This is a genomic window from Campylobacter ureolyticus (assembly GCF_027277485.1).
Taxonomy (GTDB): Bacteria; Campylobacterota; Campylobacteria; order Campylobacterales; family Campylobacteraceae; genus Campylobacter_B; species Campylobacter_B ureolyticus_B.
Genome location: NZ_JAPXGQ010000001.1, coordinates 1 through 18,470, shown reverse-complemented (window position 1 = coordinate 18,470; position 18,470 = coordinate 1). Strand labels below are relative to the sequence as shown.

Here is an 18,470-nt window from a genome sequence, read left to right as displayed (position 1 = left end):
AGAGCATTATGGCAAGATTAAAATTTTATGTGGATAATGATAGATGTATAGGTTGCTATGGTTGTCAAGTAGCTTGCTCTTCGGCCCATGAAGTACCAATTGGTATAAATAGACGAAAGGTTTTACTTTTAAACGAGGGTGTTCCAGGGAAAGAAATAGCTACAACTATAGCTTGTCAGCACTGTACTGATGCACCTTGTGCACAAGTTTGTCCAGTTCAATGTTTTTATGTTAGAGAAGATGGTATCGTTTTACATGATAAAAAGACTTGCATAGGTTGTGGATATTGTCTATATGCATGTCCATTTGGTGCACCACAATTTCCAAGAGATGGAGCTTTTGGGATAAAGGGTGAAATGGATAAATGTACAATGTGTGCAGGTGGCCCTGAAGAGACTAACTCACACGAAGAAAGAGAACTTTATGGACAAAACCGCATAGCTGAGGGTAAAATACCTATGTGTGCGGCTATTTGCTCGACAAATGCTCTTTTAGTTGGTGATGCAACTGAGGTTTCTAACATTTACAGAACTAGGGTTACTTTAAGAAACGCAGCTACAAAATATTAATTAAAAAGTTTTGGAGACGAAAGTTTCCAAAACTTAAATTTATTTAAAAATAAAATATATTCTTAAATTTTATAACTTATGCTAAAATTTATCTAAAATAACAAAAGGATAAAAAGATGAAAAAATATATTATATTGTTTTTAATGTCATTTTTATTTATTGGTTGTGCTGCTAATAAAGCTCAAAATTCCGGTATTTTAAGTCAGAGCGAGCCTGTTTTTATAGATGAAAAGCCAAAAAGCCAAAAAGTTTATATCAAATTTACAAATACAAGCCAAACTAGTAGTAATTTAGATAAAAAACTTGCTTCGAGTTTATTACAAAATGGTTATAGTGTAATAGATAATAAAAATCTTGCAGATACTATTATAAAAATTAATTTAAACTATTTTAAAAAAATAAATCTATCGAATGGCTCATCACCTAGGATTGGCGTTGGTTTAGGTAGTGGTTTTTCAAATTTTGGTATTGGTTTTGGAACAAGTGCTAATATTTTTGATAGTGCTGCTTATGAAGCTCAAATTTCTTTTTTTGCAAAAGTAAAAAGCCTAAAAGATATAAAAACTTATCAAACACTTTTTAATTATCAAAGCAAAGAGGGTAGTTCTTTTGAAAGTGCTTTAAATGAGCTTGAAGAAAAAGTCTCAAATCAAATTTTAAGGTATTTAAACTTATGAAAAAATATATAATTTTATTTTTTAGCATTATTTTATTTTTTGGTTGTGCTGGTAAAACCTATACCGATAGAAGTGTTGTAAAAAGTTCAAAACCAATTTTTATAAAAAATGCTCCTAATAACAACTCGGCTTATGTTAATTTTACAAATACAAGTAGTGTCGATAGCAATCTAACACAGGCCGTTTCACTAAATTTAGCTAAAAATGGCTATGAGATAGTCAGCGATAAAAGTGAGGCTTCCACCAAAATCAGAGGAAATTTAAACTTTTTCAGACGAAATTATATAAAAGATATTGATCCATTTGTTGTAAGTGGTATAAATTTTAGATATTTTGGATACGATAGATTGGATGCCTTAGATGACTATTACTCATCAGTTACTAATAGCTATGTTTATGATGCAGAAATTTCACTTCAAATAAATATTGATGGTGAGATTTATGAGACAAATTTATACTTTCAAAGCGATAAAAACACAAATAGTACTAACACAATGATGGAAATTTTAAATACTAAAATTTCTAATCAAATTTTAAATTATTTGAAATTTTTGAATTAAAATATTTGGGATTTTATCTAATCATTAAAATCCCATCACAATCTTCATAGTAATTTGGTAAAATTTTTACCTTTTTAAAGCCAAATTTTTCATATAAATGTATAGCTTTATTATCACTTCTTACTTCAAGTCTTAGAGTTTTAAACTTTAGAGCTAAAAACTCAAGCATAGCTGAACCAATACCTAAATTTCTAGCTTTTTTACTAACTGCGATTGAGTAAATTCTAGGAATTTTAAGATATGAAAATACTAAACAATATCCTAGAATTTCCCTTTTTTTTAAAATAGATTTATCGCTTTCTAGCTCATAAACATATAAAAAATTTCTTTTTATATGATAATAAAATGAAGATTTGCTTAGCTTAAACTCATTAAAGCTTTCATTTTCTATCTCTAAAAGTGCTTTTATATCGCTATTAGTTGCTTTTCTTATCATTTTATTTTTGATAAATTGAGTATTTTATTTCGAGTTTGTGAGGGCGATAACTCATCTTTACTTTTTTAAGATTTTCAAAGCCCATATCATCTCCGACATTTATAAGATCACATTCAAAATGCTCTTTTAAAACTTTAGAAAACTCTCTAAATATAAATTGCGCGCAACCTAAAACTTCAAAATCTGTTTTTTCTATTATTACACTTGCAACACCTTCATTTATTTTTTCGCCAACTGTAAAGCCTTTTAAAACGCCATCAATATACAAAACTATACCTATTAATTCAAGTTCTTTATAGTGATTTAGCATTCTTTTTATTGCTGCTTGCTCTTGATAAATTCCTTCCATAAATTCACCATTTGCAACACTTGGCATATATTTTATACGCTCTTGTGCCCATAAATTTGTAAGATTTAAAATATCGTTTTTATGTTTTTCAACGTTTAATGGAAAAACTTCAAAATTTGGATATGTTTTTTTAAATTTGTTGATTTCAGTTCGTTTTGTATGGTAGGCATTTCCTTTTAGTTCTATCAAATCATCACTTTTATAGATGTAATCTGCAAGTTTTTTTTCAAAAATAAAATCTTCAAAAACATCGAAAATATCAGCTGTTTCATCTAGGGATTTTGCAAATTTATCAAGCACGCATTCAGCAACATAGTCAATATGAGAAAAAAACTTAGAAGAGTTGTTTTGATTCATAATTTCAAAACATTTTAAAATAGCGTTTTTAAGATTTTTAAGTTTTCCAATTGGTGGTAAAAGCATACTAAGTTCAGTTCCAGTCATTACAAAAAGACAAAAACTATCTTCGATAATTGCGTAAAATCCACTTACATTTGACAGCCAAATGTAATTTGCAGCAAAAGTATAATCGCTTATATCAACTTCCAAATCCTCACCTAGAGTAAGAAGATATTTTTCCATAACAGGTTTTGTGTCGATATTAAATTTATGAAAATCAACACCATTTACTTTAAATTCCAAAACTTTTCCTTTTAATGAAATAATTTTGGGATTATACTCTAATTTTTTAGTTTTGTGCCTAAAAAAGGTTATTTTTCAAAATAAAATCGATCTATATAAAAAAACCATAAAAATAAAATTATACTAAAAATAAAACTCATTAAAAATGCTAAATTTGAAGAGTTGGATGAAAATAAAATAAGTATAAATTTAATCAAATAAGGATTTACAAATTGTCCTAAATATAAAAATATGCTCATTAAGCTCATTGCGATTGCCATATTTTCTTTTTTTACATAAATACTTACTCTTGACATTATAAATGGCATCAAAAAGCCATGTCCAAGACCAACAAGCAAAAGTCCTATAAATATAAAATTTAAATTTGATGCTAGAAATTGCATTAAAAATCCAGTTCCAAAAAATACACCAAAAATAAATTTAGAATATTCCTTAAATATTTTTAATATTCTAGCGAAAAACACTCCTACTAAAATAACAAAAAAATGTTGAAGAGCCATAAGAAGCCCAATATATTTTGGCTCTACAAAACCTTTTTCAAGTATATTTATTGAAAAATTTGTAGGAAAAGAATAAAAAGTAAGCATAGTTAAAAAAACAGCTATACAAAATGGATAGATTTGTTTTAAAACCTCTAAATTTGTAGTTTTATTTTTATTTTGTCTAAGTATAACGGTTGGCAAAAACAAAACTACAAAAACCATAACAAAAACACCTAAAAAATAGATGTAAAAGCTATAATTCCAAGAAATAGCAGCAAGATAGGCTGAAAGTGGTGCTGCTATTAACCCCATAAGGCTTGACATCGCTGATGATAAACCTAGGAGTTTTACTTTGTCTTTATCATCATATAAAAAACCAATAAGTCCGTTTGTAAGTGGCTGAATGAAACCAACCCCAATTCCTAAAATTGCTCTTAAAAATAAAATTATCCAAATATTATCAAAAAATGATGCTCCAACTCCACCTATTATGTAAAGACAAAGTCCTAAAATAGCTATATTTTTAGCATTTAAGTATTTGGTTAAAAAGCTAAATAAGAATGCACTAAAAATAATAAATATACTATGAATTGAAACTATTTGTGATACTAAAATTTTACTAGTTTGATTAAAATGTTCACTTATCATCCCAAGTGCTGGAGCTATTGCAGCACCAGCCATAATTGTTGTAAGAGATAGTGTTAAGATTGTAAAACTTATAAATTTTGAGACTTTTTTATCCATTTTTACCTATTAATTTAAAGAGTTATAACTACAAAAACCTTCAAATTTAAAGGTTTTTCGTCATCAAAAAATGAAATTTCATAAAGCATATCCTTGTAGCATGAACTAAAAATTAACTCACCTTCATAAATTTCATCTTTTTTGATAAAATTTGTTTTTAAGGTTCCCATATTCATATTTAAGCCTTTTATTTTGGCATTTAAATTTGTAAAATTTCCTTCTAAATTTGAAATTTTTAAAGTGTTTGGAGTCATTGCACGAACTGGTTTATTGGAAAACGAAAATAAAACCTGCTTATCTTTATATGAAATTTCACAATTTTCTATATTTAAATAGCAGTCCAGGCTAAATTCAGTTTTTATATCTTTTTCTTTTTTATTAAAAACTAATAAAAATAAAGCTACAACTGTAAATAAAATAGTAAAAATAACTAGCTTTTTTTTCATTTTTTTCCTTAAAAGCTAGATTATATCAAAATATTTTTCAAGTTTATTAAAACTCTTTTTCTATAACACTTTTTGGAGTAAGTCCTAAAAATCTTTTTTTATTGTCTTTGTTGTATATAAAAGTTGCAGGAACACCGCTTATCCCACCAACTGCATTTGATAAAAACAAAACGCTATCTTTATCAAAAATAAGTGGAAAATTGATATCTTTATCTTTTGTGAAATTTAAAGCATCATTCATATCTTTTGCATCTCCAAGCACAACTATGAAATTAAATTTACTATTTTTTAAATATTTAAGTTGCTCCTTGCAAGCACCACACTCTTTTGTTATAAAAATAAGACCGAAACTATCATGATTTGTAAGAGTAAGTTCGCTGTTTTTAAATTTAAAATAAAATGGTTCTTTTGAATTTAGTGCTAAAATTCCATCATTGCATCCACAAATAAACAATATTATAAAAAATAAGATAATTTTGCTTTTAAATTTTTCCAACCAATATCTCCATAAATTTTATCTTTTATAGTGCCATTTTTATCTATTATAAAAATACTTGGAAGTGTTTTTACACCGTATCTATCAAAGCTTATTTTAAGATCATCTTTTAAAACCACAATAGAAGAAAAATTCATCTCATCAAAATAGTTTTTGATAATCTTTTCATCATTTACTGAATTTATTGCATAAGCTTTAAAAACACCCGGATTTTGTTTTAAAAACTCATCTAAATTTGGAAGTATTTGTGTGCAGCTTAAACAGCCATATTGCCAAAATACAATTATTTTATTAACATCATTTTGTTGATGAATCCTCATCTTTTTGCCATTTATGGTTGTAGCTGAAATTTCAGGTGCCATCTCTCCAATGTCTGCACTTGAATCTTTCTGGCAACCTGATAAAATCAAGCTAAAAAAAAATAAATTTAAAAAAATGCTAATTAATTTTTTCATCATTGATAAGTTTTCCGTGTGATAGGGTTATCATTCTATCGCCTTGTTTTCCTAAGCTTGGGTTATGTGTTATTAAAATAATAGTTTTTCCATCTTTTTTTATTTTTTGAAAAAGCTCAAGCACTACACCTTCATTTTTTTCATCCAAGTTCCCAGTTGGCTCATCAGCTATTAAAATTTCAGGATTGTTTATCAAGGCCCTTGCAATACAAACTCTTTGTTGCTCACCACCACTTAATTGACTTGGCAAATGGGTAAATCTATGACCTAATCCAACCATATCAAGCATAGCTTTTGCATCCTCAACTTCAACACTTGAATGATAATATTGGGCAAGCATAACATTTTCTAAAACGCTTAAATAAGGTATTAAATGAAATTGTTGAAAAATAAGTCCTATTGTTTCACGTCTTATTTTTAAATGCTCATTTTGAGATAAATTTGCAACATTTTTTCCTAAAAGCTCGTAAATACCGCTTGTTGGATTATCCATTAGTGATAAAATATTTATTAAAGTTGTTTTACCACTTCCGCTTGGTCCCATTATGCTTAGCCATTGATTTTTAGGGACATCAAAGCTTATATCCTCTAATGCATGAACATCTTTAAAGCTTTTAAATATATTTTTTAAACTTATTACATTTTCCATTTATTCTCCTCTAAGTGTATCTGCAAGATTGATTTTAATAGCTTTTTTTATTGGATAAAATGCTGCTATAAACGAACAAATTAGTGAAATTAAAACTGCAATTATAACTGATAAAATTCTAAAATCAATACTTGCTTTAAATATCATCATTCCTAAAATTTGAGCTAGAATATAACCACTAAATGCACCTAAAACTGCACTAAAAATAGTAATTATTGCTATCTCGGTTCCAAAAAGTTTTACAATATCTTTTTTTGTTGCACCAAGAGCCAAATTTAGAGCAATTTCTTTTTTTCTTGAGAAAATAATTGAACTAAGTGTTGTATTTACACTAGTTGAGCTGATTATTAAAATAACTAATCCAATTAATGCCATAAGTCCTTTTATCTTATCAAGCATCGCCCCTTCTGAGAGTGAAATTTGAGCTATTGGTTTTGCATTTATCAAATCATTGCTTAATTCTTTACTTAAATTTGAAATTTTATCAAAATTTAAATTTATAACTGCGTTTGCATAGTTTATGATCTTTTCCTCATCAAGAGCTTGAGCTACTGAAATATCTACAAACATAAGCTCATCACTTTCATCGCCACCGTAAAATATCCCTTTTACGATAACATTTTTAGAAACTAAGTTTTTAGGGTTTGTTATAGTGATGGTTTGGTTAATTTTAGCTTCCAAACTTTTTGCTAAATTTATGCCTAGAAAAGCTGAGTCTTGCGAAAAATCACTTAAATTCATACTTCCTTGTCTAACTTCTAAAAACGGTTTTGTCTTTTTAAGCCCTTGAAAATCAACTCCTGCGATGATTCCATTGCCAATGCCAAAACTATAATATCCATATAAATATGGTGTTATTCCCAAAAGTAAATTTTTATCTATTTTGTTAATAGTTTTTTCATAATCATTAAATTTTATATAATTTCCATTTTGTGGAGTTATAATAAAATTTGCTCCATATGCTTTTAATTCTTTACTCATTTTTGTGTCAATATCAAAATAAATACCTAAAAACCCAGAACTTACAGAAGTTCCAATAAAAATAGCTATAAAAATAACAAAAACTCTTTTACTTCCAACTTTTAAGCTTTTAAAAATAGAGCTTAGAAAAAATTTATTATTTTCTTCCATATAAAACCTCCGCTGGAAGTAGATTTATAACATTTCTCATAGGCAAAAGTGATCCAATAAGTGCTATTAAAACAGCAAAAAATAAAGTTATTGGTATGACTATAAAAGATATGCTTATAAAATGTGAAAAAATAAAATATGAAATAATCTCTGAAACTAAATATCCAAAAGCAACTCCAACTAAGGATGAGATTATGGCAACAAAAACGCTTCCAAGTGCAAAATTTAAATAAATTTGAAAATTGTTTGCACCAAGAGCTTTTAAAAGTCCTATTTCTTTAGTTCTTCTATAAATTTCAGATGTCATGAGTGATGAAATTGCTATGCTTGAAACAATTAGTGAAATAAGACTTACTACAAGCATTAGGGCTTGAATTTTTGTCACAACACTACTTTCAGCATCGCTTATTTGAGTTTGTGCTTTTGCATCTGCACCTTTTAAATCTTCGCTTATTTGGTATGCAATTGAGCTTACATAAGCTGTGCAATACCATAAATCATACTCTACTTGATCTAGACTATCAAGGTTTTTTCTAGCTTTTAGAGCAAGGTCATTTTCAGGTATTGTAAGAGCTGATACTTCAACTTTTTCAACTTTATCTTGCAAATTCAAAAGCTCTTGAGTAAATTTTAAAGAGGTGATAAATTTATTGGAAAATTCTCCACCAAATTCTAAAATTCCAACCACTTTTAATTTATAATTTTCTATATTTATTTCATCATTTAGTTTAATATTTTGCTTTGTGGCCAAATCACTTCCAACTAAAACCTCATCTAAACTATCATCTTTTGGAAATCTACCATCAATTTTAAAAAATGGATAAATCGTTTTTATACCAGTTGTAAAGTCTTCTTCATCAGTAACTTTTACGTTTTTATCAAAATAGGTTCCAACTATGTTTTTTCCATCAATTGTAGCTGTTAAAAATGGCGCAAAGCCGATTATATTGTTTCTCCAAAAAATTTCTTTAATAGCATGGAGGTTGCTTTCACTTATATAGTTTTCATTTTTTAAGGGTTGAAATTTTTTATCGCCAACATCTATACTTAAAGAATTACCTTTTGGTAAAACTAATATATTTGAGCCATAGCTTCTTAATTCTTTTGATACAACATTTCCAATGCTTAAAGTAATATTTAACATTGAAGAGATAAGCAAAGTGGTTAAAAATATAGTTAAAAATGAAAGGAATTTCATATCACCTCTAATAGATGATAAAATTATTTTAAAAATCATTTTTAACCTCCTTGTACCCTTCTATTCTAAAATTTGCTTTTGTGAGTTTTTTAACATATTTTTCAGGATTTTTTAAAAATTCTTTTTTGTTTTCTTCACTTTCAAAGAAATAAGTTTTATCCCCATAAACATAGTTAAATTTTGCTTTTAGATTTATAATTTTATTTTTGCTTACTGGATCAGTTACTAGTTTTTGTCTTACTTCGCTAAAATAGTTTGCTCCAAGCATAATTTCACTGAATGGAATTATCAATTTATTGTTTTCTATTTTAAAATTAAAAGGTATCGGGTTACATCCTCCCATTTTTCCAACTGATGGAAGGAAAATCCTAACATTGCAAGCAACACATATAAGCTCATCACCTCTTTTTACATATCCTTTATCACCACATATCATACAACTATCAAAAACCGCAGTTGGCACTAGTCTATCAGGATATTTATTTATCAAAAAAAATCTTATTGTTTTTCCATCATCACTTATATAAGCATAGCGGTGGAGTTTGTTATCTTTTAGCTCATTTATGTCAAAAGAAAACTCATCATTTTCATTAGGCTCAATTATAGTAGGCTCATCTATCATAAGGGGTCTTGAAGCGTGTAAATCATAATAAAGTAATGTTGTTAAAGCTATAATTGATGATAAGATTATGGAAAAAAAGTTTGTTTTTATAGAGTTATTATAAGCTTTTTCTTTTCTAAATTTTATATCTAAAATTTTAGTTTTTTTACTATTTTTTATAAATTTAAAAAAAGTTAAAATTCCAAATAAAATAAAAACTGCTATATAAAAATAACAAAATGATTTTTCATAATGAAGTGATTTAGCAACAAAGGAAAGAATATTGGTATCGGTTTCTATAACATTTTTTCTCATTAATATGAGCAAAACTTCAGATATAAAATATGATAAATTTATTATTATAAAAATAATTCCAACTGGTATTAAAAAAGCCTTTTTGTTGATATTTTTTCTGCTAAATTTAAAACAAAAATAAAACACAAAGAAAAATACTATCCCAAGAAGAATAAAACCTAAGTTTTTAATCCCAAGGCTATCAAGTAAAGTATTATCAAATATTGCATATCCGTTGCTTATATAAAAATATTTAACACCAAAACCAAAAGTAATCAAAAACAGAACTATAAATTTAATAAATTTAGGAATCTTAAAGAGTAAGATAGGGCTTATTATAAATAAAAAAGCTAACATTGAATTTGTAAATAAATACAAATTTCTTAATCCATATGGATATTTTAATGCAATGAAATATGCAAAATATCCAAAAACAAAAGCACTAAAAACTAAGCTTACTAAATTTATAAGTTTTTCTTTTAAGTAAAAAAGTGTTATAAAAAAAACTAATGGTAAAAAAGCATCCAATATGTGAACAAAAAATATACTCATAAAACCTCTTTTCTAAGGGGTTTTTACCCCCTTAGTTTATTTATCAGGTGTACCTGTGTATTTAAAGTTATATTTAACTGTAAAAGGTTCAAACCATTTACCAACGCCAGTTTCTTCATCAACATGGCGACCAAAACCTTGTTTTTCAGGGTTTTGAATTGCATAAACTAACTCATAATTTCCAATTCCGCCATCCATTTTTATATTTGCACCATAGTGAGGACCATCATCTGCAACCATTGGCATAAGGGTTCCTTTTTTAACTTTACCATTATCCAAATTTGTTAATTGATAAGCAATTGTTAAATAAGGCATCCAAAAACCTTCAGGAAAGCCATTAGGATTACCTTTAAGAGCGTGAATATCGGCTTCAAGGTGGATATCTGCTAGACTTGCTGCAAGATCAATTCCACGTGGTTCCATCTCAATTGGTTGTAGGTAAACAGCAGCTATCTCCATGCCGTGCATTTCAATAGGATCTCCGATTGGAACTTCACCACCAAATGCTAAACTTGTTAAAACTGCACTACTTAGTGCAACACTTAATAAACTTTTTCTCATTTTGTCTTCTCCTTTTTTTGAAGTTTATTTGTTATTAAAATACCTATTATTAATATTATTAGAACTAAAAATTGTGGAATTAATGTTTCGTAATAAGGATAAACACCAAGCCAAGTTATTGGTTTAAACTCTTGAGTAATTAGTGTAGGGGTTATAATCTTTCCCTCAACTAGTTCTGCTATACCTTTTCCAGTAAATACAAAACACATATAAAATATAACATATGAAGTTACTTTGAAAAATAGCTTGATAGGAATTCTTACTGCTCCTGCTTTTAATAAGAAATATAGTGCAATTAAAACTATCATAGCAACACCAAGCCCTGCAAAAATAGCACTAAAATCAGCACTTGTTGAAGCATCAAATAAAAGTGCTTGATAAAATAATACTGTCTCAGCACCTTCTCTAAATACAGCCAAAAATACTGTTATCCATAGTGTTTTTGCTGAATTTTTGCTTATAGCATCCATTGCTCCTGTTTTTAAAGCAGTTGCCCATTTTTTATCTCTTGCTTTGTGAAGCATCCAAAATCCTACATAAATTAGCAATACAACTGCTATTAAAAATGTAATTCCTTCTAATAATTCTCTAAATTGTCCAGCATAAGCTCTAAAAAAGTAATATATTAAAAATGCAGTTACGAAGCTTAAAAAGACACCTGTAAATAAGGCAGAGTATGCTATATTAAGCCTATTTTTATTTCCGCTTTGAATTAGATATGAAACAATTGCAACTACGATAATTAGTGCTTCAAGTCCTTCTCTTAATAAAATTCCAAACGCTGCTAAAAATAAGAATAAAGGTGATGTATTGCTGACCTTATCAAGAGAGCCAACTAATAATGTATTTAATTTATCAAAATTTTCTTTTAGTTCTTTTTTGTTTGCTCCACTTTTTATGAGCGCAACACCATGAGTAAATAAACTTTCTATATTTAATTTTAGTGTGCTATCAACTGCTCCTATTTTATTTTCCATGCCAGATGCTTCAAAAATATCTAAATAAGTACTTTGAAGCTCATCAATTAAAGCCTCTTTTGGCATTTTATCATAATTTTTTAGGATATTATCAGTTGCAAGTTTTATATCATCTGCAACTTTTGAGTAGTCTTTGTTTTTAAACTCATCTTCGTTAAATCCACTGACTTTAATATCTGCTATTTTTTCTTCAGGTATTAAAAGCATAGCATCAAAAAGAGTATCTTTAATATTTTCAAATTTTTCTCTAATGTCGTGTTCTGTTAGATTTTCATCATCTAAAGATCTAATTACGTTTCTTAAAGCTTGTTGAATTTGTTGATCTGTTTTTGGTTTAGTAAAATTTGAGATAGCAATTTCAAGCTTTGTGTTTCTGTAATCATCAAATAATGCTTTGTTTATAAGGCTTTTTGTTTCAAGTAAATTTTTATTTCTAAATGCAATAGCCGCCTCATCAAGCTTTAATGAAAATTCATCATGTAAAGATTGTAGTTTAGGATTTAGGGCTGAAGCTGCTTGTAGATTAGCTACAACTTCATCATTAGAGGTTGGCGCGGTTATATCATCTTCATTTAAATTTGATGTTTTTTTATTTGTATTTTGTGTTATTGTTTGAATATTTTCATCTTTTGTTTCATTTTTATCTAGCGCATTATTTGAATTATTGCTTTCTCCTAAAAGCATTGCAAATATATCATCTGCCTCTGCTTCTCTTTTAGCATTTGCTTCTATTGATGATTTTATAGCTGCTTCTTTATCGTAGTTTAAGTCACTTGCTTCAGCTTTTAGTCTAAAGCCATCTTGAATAATTGGAGTAACTTCATCAAGATCAAAATAAAGCCCATCAATCAAAGCTTTTATTTTATTTATATCAGCACTATCTTTATAATATCTTCTTAAATTTGTAAATTTTCTTTCCATTGAAATGGCTTTGCGACCAACATTTCTACCTATTGTGCCTTCCATATTTTCAAAATGTTGAAAATATGCATCTTCGACAAGTTTTTTTGCTTTTAGGTTATCGCCATTTTCATAAATGTCAATACTTTGGTCTATTAGGCCTTTGATGATTTCTGTTTCTTTAAAATAATCATCAACTCTTGCAAAGCAAAGTGAGATAATAAGTGTAAAAATAGTTAGAATTATTCTCATAAAGTCCTCATTTTGATTGATAGTTAAAATCATTAAAAAATAATTTATGGGTATGTTACTATTTTTTACTTTAAAGTTTTATTAAAAAAAACTGTTATTTTAAATTAAATTGCAGTAAGTCCGTATAAAAATACAACTAAAATTATAAGTGGAAGTATAAATTTAACATAATAAAACCAAATTTTTATAAATGGGTTTTTAAGTTTTCCTTCATTGCTTATTTCATATACTGCTTCATCTTTCATAACCCAACCAACATAAATACAGCATAAAAAAGCAGTTATAACAAAAAAGAAATTTGCACTTATCATGTCAAAAGCATCAAAAATATTTCGCCCTAAAATTTTTATATCTTCAAATGGTCCATAAGCTAAGATTGATGGGAGATTTCCAAAAATAAATATAAAAAAAAGTGTCAAGGCAGTAGCTTTTTTAGTTGAAAAATTAAATTTTTCTTCTAAAACCTGAATTATTACTTGATAAATTGTAAGTGAAGTTGTGAGTGCAGCTACCAAAAGTATTAAAAAAAATACAATGGCAAGCAAATTTCCAAATGGGATATGCGAAAAAGCAACTGGCAACGTTACAAAAACAAGACTTGGGCCACTATCTGGTGAAAGTCCTGCTGTAAAGATAGCAGGAAATATCATAAATCCGGCCATTATTGCAATTACAGTATTTACAACTCCTGTGATAGTTGCTGTTTGTATCAAATTCTCATCTTTTGAAAGATAGCTTGATAATGTTATCATAACGCCAAATCCAAGCGAAAGAGCAAAGAAAACTTGCCCTAAAACATTTATTAATAATTTTGCATCAATTTTAGAAAAATCAACACTTAAATAAAAATTAATTCCCTCTTCAAAGCCACTTAAAAAAATATTTCCTATAATTACAGTTATAAAGCATAAAAATAAAAATGGCATTAAAAATTTAACATATTTTTCAATTCCATCAATTATACCTTTTTTTAAAATATACCAGTTTATTAAAACAAATATAAAAGTATAAACCGCTATCATGAATGGGCTTTTTTCTATATGATTTATATAAAAATTTTCTGTGTATTCTTTTGAGGTTATTGCAGTTCCTAGGTCAAAATTTCCACCTAATATATTTGCTATATATGCACTTACCCATCCACCTAAAACCATATAGTACGCAAGTATTCCAAAAGCCCCTAATAGTGCTAAATATCCTGTAATTTTCCAAAATTTGCTTTTTGAAAATGCATCTACGCTATTTTTCATAGCATTTCTACCAATTACATTTTCAACCAAAATCATAGGAATTCCAAGAACAATCATCGCTAAACAAAAAAGTAGCACATAAGCTCCACCCCCATTTTCTCCAACTAAATACGGAAATCTCCAAGTACAGCCAAATCCGATAGTTGCACCAGCAGCAGTTAAAATATAAGTAAGTTTATTGCTCCAAAGTTTTTTATTTTGCATGAAAATCCTAAATTCTGTTTTAAAAGATTACGATTATATCTTAAATTTAATTTTAAAAAGATAAAATTTATAAAATTCTACATTAAATTTCTATCTCAATGCCAACAGGACAGTGATCACTTCCATAAATTTCATTCATTATAAAGGCATTTTTTAATTTATCTTTTAGGCTATTGCTTATAAAAAAGTAATCAATTCTCCAACCAGCGTTATTTGCCCTTGCGTTAAATCTATAAGTCCACCAAGAGTATTTTATGTCTTCGGGGTTTAAAAATCTATAAGTATCTATAAATCCACTTTTTATAAGTTTGTCAATCCAAGCTCTTTCAATATCCAAAAATCCACTCCTTTGAGAGTTTGCTTTTGGGTTTTTAAGATCGATTTCTTTGTGAGCTGTATTTACATCGCCACAAATTATTATATCTTTTCCTTCATTTTTTAAATTTACAATATAGTTTAAAAAATCATCATAAAATTTCATCTTATAATTAAGTCTTTCATCATCTTTTTGTCCATTAGGAAAATAGATGTTAAATAATACTACATTTTTAAAGCGGTGTTCTAAAACTCTTCCCTCATCATCATTGTTAAAAAGAGATTTAAAACACTCTGTATCAAAATTTGAAAGACTCATAACGCCTGAATATCCACTTCTTTTTGCAGTGTTTAAATTTATCTCTTTAAATGGTAAGTTATAAATTTCAGCTGGGATTTGTTCTTGATCTGCTTTTACCTCTTGAAGAGCCAAAAAATCAGGCTTTGTACCCTCTATCCAGGCAAAAGCATCTTTATTTACAGCTGCCCTTATGCCGTTTATATTCCAAGAAATTAGTTTCAAAATTTTTTCCTTTTTAAAGCATTATAGTTAAAAATTTATAAAACAAAACTTTTAAATTTAAAAAGAGCCAAATTTTAGCTAAATTTAGATAAAATAGTTTGCATACTTTTAGAAGCAAGGAAAAATATGAAGTTTTCAAGGCTTAACCTTTTTTTTGGTGGAATTTTTGCCTTATCGTGCTGGTTTTTTATAGTTTGGGGATATGAATTTGTAGGCTCCACAAATACAATGATTTTTTTATGTGCTTCGGTATTTGGTCTTTTTATGGCTTTTAATATCGGTGGAAATGATGTTGCAAACTCTTTTGGAACAAGTGTTGGAGCAGGGACTTTAACTCTGACACAAGCTCTATTAATAGCTGCTGTTTTTGAGGTAAGTGGAGCTGTTTTAGCAGGGGCAAATGTAACTGATACAATTAGAAGTGGCATAGTAGATTTAAATAGTTTATCAACCTCACCAATAGATTTTGTTTATATAATGATAAGTGCTTTATTTTCAGCTTCGATTTGGATATTTTTAGCCACAAAAAAAGGTTGGCCAGTTTCTACAACTCATGCGATAGTTGGAGCGATAGTTGGAGCTAGTTTAACACTTGGTTTTATGCTTGATATAAAAGAAATTTCTGTTTTATCACTGGTAAAATGGTCAAAAATAGGTTCAATTGTAATATCTTGGTTTTTATCACCACTTTTAGGTGGAATTTGTTCTTTTGTGCTTTATAAGTCTGTTAAAAAATATATTTTAAATTATAATGCTATCGCAGAACTTAAAATAGAAAAAATTAAAAAAAAGAAAAAAGAGCTAAAAAAAATACATAAAAAAATTTTTGATGAGCTTAGTGAGACTGAAAAAGTTAAATTCACAGAAGCTATGAATATGGATATTTTCACTATGAAAGATCCCAATTTTGATCCAAATGATTTAGATACTGAGTATTTTAAAAAAATACACGAACTTGACGCAAAAAAAGAATCTTTGAAATCCCATCAGGCACTTGAAATGGGAATTCCTGCAATTGCTGCTTTTGGTGTTGGGATAATTTCAAGTATGTTTATATTTAAGGGGCTTAAAAATTTAGAGTTGGGTCTTTCAAATTTGCAAAATTACTTGATAATAGCGATGATTAGTGCAGCAACTTGGATGGCAATGTTTATCTTTGCAAAAACTTTAAGAAGGTCTGATTTATCAAAATCAACCTTTTTAATGTTTTCCTGGCTTCAAGTTTTTACTGCTGCTGGGTTTGCCTTTTCACATGGGTCAAATGATATTGCAAACGCCGTTGGCCCATTTGCTGCAATAATTGATACTTTGGCAAATAACACCATAAATCCAACTGCTGAGGTTCCGCCAATTATAATGGCAACTTTTGGAGTTGCTTTAGTAACTGGACTTTGGTTTATGGGAAAAGAGGTTATAAAAACAGTTGGAACAAGCTTAACAACAATTCATCCGGCATCTGGTTTTTGTGCTGAACTAGCCGCAGCAAGTGTGGTAATGAGTGCATCAATTTTAGGACTTCCTGTCTCATCAACTCACATTTTAGTTGGAGCAGTTTTAGGAATTGGTGTGGTAAACGCACAGGCAAATTGGGCTTTAATGAAACCAATTGCATTAACTTGGGTTATAACTTTACCTGCAGCAGCTGTGATAAGCTCAGTTGGATTTGTGATGTTGAAGATTGTATTTTAAAATTTTAAATATGTTTATAAAACATTCTTTAAAATCCTATACAATAATAGATATTTTAAAAGAAAGGATTTTCATGAAAAAAATTTTACTAGCACTTATTAGTACATTTTTAGTTTTTACGACTTTTAGTTTTGCCTCTGAGGCAGAAAACAAAACCTTAAAAGTTCACCCATTTACAGGAGCTTTAGGAAGTGTTTCAAATATTTTGGAATTTAATGATTTTTTAATTTTGATCGACCCACAAGAAACATATAAATCAACAAAAGCTTTAAATTCTTATATAAAAACTTTAGATAAGCCTTTAAAAGCTGTGATTTTAGCAACTCATCCAATAGCTGATAATAGCTACAATGGTTTAAAAATTTACGGTTTTGAAGCTCTAGATGAGTTTGTAAAAAGTGGAAAAATTTCATTTTTTATAGATTTATTCGAGCAAAGAGCTGGTGAGGATATGATAAAATCAGCAATTACTTCAACTAATCTTTTAAAAGATGGAGAAAACGAAATTGAAGGAATTAAAGTAGATGTTAAAGCAAATAAAGAGGGCTTTCCACCTGAGATAGATATTGATTTTAAAGATTATGGAGTTTATTTTACACATTTAGCTGCAAACAACTCTCATCTTTTAATTCACAGTAAAGATGAAGTAAAATCACTTCTTAAAAAATGGAAAAAGCTAAGAAAATATAGCCTAGTTTTATCATCACATTTATTGCCAATCGATCAAAATGGAGTTGAATTCACCATCTCATATCTTGAAAAAACAAAAGAAATTTTAAATGTTGCAAAAGATAAAGATGAGTTTATAAATTTAATGAAAGAAGTTTATCCAAATGCTAATATGGAAGCTTTTTTATATATGAGCGCAGATTCAATTTTTAAATAAAACTTAAAAAAAATTTTGATGAACTTAGTGAATAGGTCAAACGATATTGCAAACGCCGTTGGTCCATTTGCTGCAATAATTGATACTTTGGCAAATAACACCATAAATCCAACTGCTGAGGTTCCGCCAATTATAATGGCAACTTTTGGAGTTGCTTTAGTAACTGGACTTTGGTTTATGGGAAAAGAGGTTACTAAATAAGATCGAAAATTTTCTAGTATCGCAATTTTAAATCTTTAAAAATATAAGAACCTTTAAATCATATTTTAAAGGTTCTTGAGTTTTAATAAAGATTTACTACCACCCATACACAAATCTAAGATTTGCACTAAGTTCATCTATTTTACCACCCATTGCTCCAACACCAAAGCTTATATTTGATAGAGGTTTTATACTATAAATAACACCAAGTTCACCTCCACCACTAAAGCCTTTAGTTGTACTTTCTATATCTTTATTCATATTAGGTGCATAAATACCACTTTTACCATCAAGTTCATATATAAATCTTGCTCTTGCATATAGATTTGTATCTGTATTTGTTTTATAGTAAGCTATACTATCAAATTTAATTCTTTTTGATGAGATATCTTTAACATTTAAAGTTTCACCATCTATATCTAATTCATAAC

Annotated in this window: 19 protein-coding genes and 2 pseudogenes; 6 read left to right on the top strand and 15 right to left on the bottom strand. The window is 28.2% G+C overall.

What is annotated here, in order from left to right; all coding sequences use genetic code 11:
• Positions 1 to 8: 8 nt before the first annotated feature.
• The 3 genes from fdh3B (at position 9) to O6B72_RS00095 (ending at position 1,806) form a co-directional block, all read left to right on the top strand.
• Positions 9 to 569 (top strand): formate dehydrogenase FDH3 subunit beta, encoded by a 561-nt coding sequence (gene fdh3B / locus O6B72_RS00105; RefSeq protein WP_156847549.1) that lies wholly within the window; start codon positions 9 to 11, stop codon positions 567 to 569.
• Positions 570 to 685: 116 nt separating this feature from the next.
• The gene (gene traT, locus O6B72_RS00100; protein WP_269484512.1) at positions 686 to 1,246 is read left to right on the top strand and encodes a complement resistance protein TraT; all 561 of its coding nucleotides are present in this window, start codon (positions 686 to 688) and stop codon (positions 1,244 to 1,246) included.
• Entirely contained in the window at positions 1,243 to 1,806 is a 564-nt protein-coding gene (locus tag O6B72_RS00095; RefSeq protein ID WP_269484511.1) for a hypothetical protein, read from the top strand. The genes traT and O6B72_RS00095 overlap by 4 nt, the downstream gene beginning before the upstream one ends.
• A gap of 13 nt (positions 1,807 to 1,819) precedes the next feature.
• On the opposite strand, the gene O6B72_RS00090 is transcribed toward O6B72_RS00095, so the two are convergent.
• The 14 genes from O6B72_RS00090 to O6B72_RS00025 all read right to left on the bottom strand — a co-directional run bounded on the left by O6B72_RS00090 (position 1,820) and on the right by O6B72_RS00025 (position 15,263).
• The gene (locus O6B72_RS00090) at positions 1,820 to 2,242 is read right to left on the bottom strand and encodes a GNAT family N-acetyltransferase (protein ID WP_269491883.1); all 423 of its coding nucleotides are present in this window, start codon (positions 2,240 to 2,242) and stop codon (positions 1,820 to 1,822) included.
• 1 nt (position 2,243) lies between these two features.
• Positions 2,244 to 3,233, bottom strand: coding sequence for a DUF2156 domain-containing protein (locus tag O6B72_RS00085; RefSeq protein ID WP_101637327.1), 990 nt, complete (start codon positions 3,231 to 3,233; stop codon positions 2,244 to 2,246).
• Positions 3,234 to 3,301: 68 nt separating this feature from the next.
• Positions 3,302 to 4,459, bottom strand: coding sequence for an MFS transporter (locus O6B72_RS00080; RefSeq protein WP_269491882.1), 1,158 nt, complete (start codon positions 4,457 to 4,459; stop codon positions 3,302 to 3,304).
• Positions 4,460 to 4,473: 14 nt separating this feature from the next.
• Positions 4,474 to 4,905, bottom strand: coding sequence for a hypothetical protein (locus tag O6B72_RS00075; RefSeq protein ID WP_156847555.1), 432 nt, complete (start codon positions 4,903 to 4,905; stop codon positions 4,474 to 4,476).
• A 46-nt stretch (positions 4,906 to 4,951) separates the two neighbouring features.
• Positions 4,952 to 5,401 (bottom strand): TlpA family protein disulfide reductase, encoded by a 450-nt coding sequence (locus O6B72_RS00070; protein ID WP_101636364.1) that lies wholly within the window; start codon positions 5,399 to 5,401, stop codon positions 4,952 to 4,954.
• On the bottom strand, positions 5,362 to 5,856 hold the full coding sequence (locus O6B72_RS00065) for a TlpA family protein disulfide reductase (protein WP_258299334.1): 495 nt from the start codon (positions 5,854 to 5,856) through the stop codon (positions 5,362 to 5,364). Before O6B72_RS00065 ends, O6B72_RS00070 begins: the two co-directional genes overlap by 40 nt.
• Complete coding sequence (locus tag O6B72_RS00060; RefSeq protein ID WP_156847557.1) at positions 5,840 to 6,505, bottom strand: ABC transporter ATP-binding protein; 666 nt, start codon at positions 6,503 to 6,505, stop codon at positions 5,840 to 5,842. The genes O6B72_RS00065 and O6B72_RS00060 overlap by 17 nt, the downstream gene beginning before the upstream one ends.
• The gene (locus O6B72_RS00055) at positions 6,506 to 7,636 is read right to left on the bottom strand and encodes an ABC transporter permease (protein WP_269491881.1); all 1,131 of its coding nucleotides are present in this window, start codon (positions 7,634 to 7,636) and stop codon (positions 6,506 to 6,508) included.
• Positions 7,623 to 8,873 (bottom strand): ABC transporter permease, encoded by a 1,251-nt coding sequence (locus tag O6B72_RS00050; RefSeq protein WP_258299331.1) that lies wholly within the window; start codon positions 8,871 to 8,873, stop codon positions 7,623 to 7,625. Before O6B72_RS00050 ends, O6B72_RS00055 begins: the two co-directional genes overlap by 14 nt.
• Positions 8,863 to 10,281, bottom strand: a complete 1,419-nt coding sequence (locus O6B72_RS00045) for a Fe-S-containing protein (RefSeq protein WP_269491880.1) — start codon at positions 10,279 to 10,281, stop codon at positions 8,863 to 8,865. Before O6B72_RS00045 ends, O6B72_RS00050 begins: the two co-directional genes overlap by 11 nt.
• 36 nt (positions 10,282 to 10,317) lie before the next feature.
• The gene (locus O6B72_RS00040) at positions 10,318 to 10,842 is read right to left on the bottom strand and encodes an iron transporter (protein WP_016646072.1); all 525 of its coding nucleotides are present in this window, start codon (positions 10,840 to 10,842) and stop codon (positions 10,318 to 10,320) included.
• Positions 10,839 to 12,971 (bottom strand): FTR1 family iron permease, encoded by a 2,133-nt coding sequence (locus tag O6B72_RS00035; RefSeq protein ID WP_269491879.1) that lies wholly within the window; start codon positions 12,969 to 12,971, stop codon positions 10,839 to 10,841. Before O6B72_RS00035 ends, O6B72_RS00040 begins: the two co-directional genes overlap by 4 nt.
• 104 nt (positions 12,972 to 13,075) lie before the next feature.
• Positions 13,076 to 14,425, bottom strand: coding sequence for a sodium-dependent transporter (locus tag O6B72_RS00030; RefSeq protein WP_156847562.1), 1,350 nt, complete (start codon positions 14,423 to 14,425; stop codon positions 13,076 to 13,078).
• A gap of 82 nt (positions 14,426 to 14,507) precedes the next feature.
• Positions 14,508 to 15,263: an exodeoxyribonuclease III gene (locus tag O6B72_RS00025; protein WP_269491878.1), complete on the bottom strand. Its 756-nt coding sequence runs from the start codon at positions 15,261 to 15,263 to the stop codon at positions 14,508 to 14,510.
• 126 nt (positions 15,264 to 15,389) lie between these two features.
• Between O6B72_RS00025 and O6B72_RS00020 the strand changes: the two genes are divergently transcribed.
• From O6B72_RS00020 to O6B72_RS00010, 3 genes and pseudogenes are all read left to right on the top strand, one after another.
• On the top strand, positions 15,390 to 16,952 hold the full coding sequence (locus O6B72_RS00020; protein WP_269491877.1) for an inorganic phosphate transporter: 1,563 nt from the start codon (positions 15,390 to 15,392) through the stop codon (positions 16,950 to 16,952).
• Between the two features lie 73 nt (positions 16,953 to 17,025).
• Positions 17,026 to 17,838, top strand: a complete 813-nt coding sequence (locus tag O6B72_RS00015; RefSeq protein ID WP_269491876.1) for a hypothetical protein — start codon at positions 17,026 to 17,028, stop codon at positions 17,836 to 17,838.
• Between the two features lie 27 nt (positions 17,839 to 17,865).
• Positions 17,866 to 18,030: pseudogene (locus O6B72_RS00010) on the top strand (inorganic phosphate transporter); the annotation flags it as partial.
• A 105-nt stretch (positions 18,031 to 18,135) separates the two neighbouring features.
• Here O6B72_RS00010 and O6B72_RS00005 read toward each other — a convergent pair.
• Positions 18,136 to 18,470 (bottom strand): annotated as a pseudogene (locus O6B72_RS00005) (autotransporter outer membrane beta-barrel domain-containing protein); the annotation flags it as partial.

Excerpts from the sequence above, each read along its gene's own strand:
- fdh3B (WP_156847549.1), top strand. The coding sequence starts at position 9 with ATGGCAAGATTAAAATTTTATGTGGATAATGATAGATGTATAGGTTGC.
- traT (WP_269484512.1), top strand. The coding sequence starts at position 686 with ATGAAAAAATATATTATATTGTTTTTAATGTCATTTTTATTTATTGGT.
- O6B72_RS00095 (WP_269484511.1), top strand. The coding sequence starts at position 1,243 with ATGAAAAAATATATAATTTTATTTTTTAGCATTATTTTATTTTTTGGT.
- O6B72_RS00090 (WP_269491883.1), bottom strand. The coding sequence starts at position 2,242 with ATGATAAGAAAAGCAACTAATAGCGATATAAAAGCACTTTTAGAGATA.
- O6B72_RS00080 (WP_269491882.1), bottom strand. The coding sequence starts at position 4,459 with ATGGATAAAAAAGTCTCAAAATTTATAAGTTTTACAATCTTAACACTA.
- O6B72_RS00075 (WP_156847555.1), bottom strand. The coding sequence starts at position 4,905 with ATGAAAAAAAAGCTAGTTATTTTTACTATTTTATTTACAGTTGTAGCT.
- O6B72_RS00065 (WP_258299334.1), bottom strand. The coding sequence starts at position 5,856 with ATGAAAAAATTAATTAGCATTTTTTTAAATTTATTTTTTTTTAGCTTG.
- O6B72_RS00060 (WP_156847557.1), bottom strand. The coding sequence starts at position 6,505 with ATGGAAAATGTAATAAGTTTAAAAAATATATTTAAAAGCTTTAAAGAT.
- O6B72_RS00055 (WP_269491881.1), bottom strand. The coding sequence starts at position 7,636 with ATGGAAGAAAATAATAAATTTTTTCTAAGCTCTATTTTTAAAAGCTTA.
- O6B72_RS00050 (WP_258299331.1), bottom strand. The coding sequence starts at position 8,873 with ATGATTTTTAAAATAATTTTATCATCTATTAGAGGTGATATGAAATTC.
- O6B72_RS00045 (WP_269491880.1), bottom strand. The coding sequence starts at position 10,281 with ATGAGTATATTTTTTGTTCACATATTGGATGCTTTTTTACCATTAGTT.
- O6B72_RS00040 (WP_016646072.1), bottom strand. The coding sequence starts at position 10,842 with ATGAGAAAAAGTTTATTAAGTGTTGCACTAAGTAGTGCAGTTTTAACA.
- O6B72_RS00035 (WP_269491879.1), bottom strand. The coding sequence starts at position 12,971 with ATGAGAATAATTCTAACTATTTTTACACTTATTATCTCACTTTGCTTT.
- O6B72_RS00030 (WP_156847562.1), bottom strand. The coding sequence starts at position 14,425 with ATGCAAAATAAAAAACTTTGGAGCAATAAACTTACTTATATTTTAACT.
- O6B72_RS00020 (WP_269491877.1), top strand. The coding sequence starts at position 15,390 with ATGAAGTTTTCAAGGCTTAACCTTTTTTTTGGTGGAATTTTTGCCTTA.
- O6B72_RS00015 (WP_269491876.1), top strand. The coding sequence starts at position 17,026 with ATGAAAAAAATTTTACTAGCACTTATTAGTACATTTTTAGTTTTTACG.